We start from the raw sequence: 844 nt of genomic DNA, 5'->3' as shown, positions 1-844 counted from the left end.
CAGGCGATCTCTTTGGCCTGCTCAGCGAATTTCGCGCTGACGGCCTTACGGACCACGGCGTCCATCAGCTCGCTCAGCTCGGCGGCCGGGATGATCTGCGCGGCAGCCGATCCGGCCGGGGCAGCGCCGTTGGTGGGGGTGGTGGTGTCGCTCATGCTGCGTTGTCCTCCTCGTCAGACGGCACGGCACGCAGGCGCGGGCCAGCCGTGGTGGTGCCGGATTGGGTGGGTGCGTGTGCGGCGATCGATTCGCGGATGAGGTCGGCGTCGGCGCGTTCCATCCACGGCGTGGTCCGCACGAGAGTCGAGCGGTGACCGGAGGTGAACACCAGCGCCCGCCCACGGGGCATGGCCGCGATATCGCTGGCGGTGAGAGTGGCCTCGGTGGTCAGCGAGGTCGACTCGGTGCCCGAGTCCGCCCGCCGGCCGCGCGAGACGCTGGTGACCAGCTCGCGGTGATCACCGACGATGCGGGAGCGGGCCTGCAGGAAGTCCTCGTCGTCCAATCCGCTGCCGAGGACCTTGATGTTGGCCGCCGACCACAGCGCCTTCATGCCCGCTTCGCCCCAGCAGCCCACGCCCTGAGCCCAGGACTGCAGAATGGTCATGACGACGATGCCGCGAGATCCGAAGTGGCTGTAGAGCTTCGGCAGATCGCGCCAGCGCACGACATTGGCGGCCTCGTCGAGCACGAGCAGCATCGGTGTCGGCATCCGGCCACCGGCACGTACGCCGTCGGCCTCGCCCGCTGCCGCGACCGCCGACGTGAACGCGCTCACGAGCGCTCCGCCGGAGGCTTTGCCCTCTTTCGACAGCAGATACAGGGTGTCGGTGCTGGTGACGAA

General features: G+C 69.2%; 1 protein-coding gene. It reads right to left on the bottom strand.

From position 1 onward, the window contains the following. Positions 1–151 precede the first annotated feature (151 nt). Positions 152–844, bottom strand: a 693-nt coding sequence (locus A5780_RS07755) for a TraG/TraD/VirD4 family protein (protein WP_156769416.1), incomplete at its 5' end; no start/stop codon positions are given.

Source organism: Nocardia sp. 852002-20019_SCH5090214, from assembly GCF_001665865.1.
Taxonomy (GTDB): domain Bacteria; phylum Actinomycetota; class Actinomycetes; order Mycobacteriales; family Mycobacteriaceae; genus Nocardia; species Nocardia nova.
The sequence above is the reverse complement of the archived record's forward strand: the minus strand, read 5'-3'. Positions and strand labels throughout refer to the sequence as shown.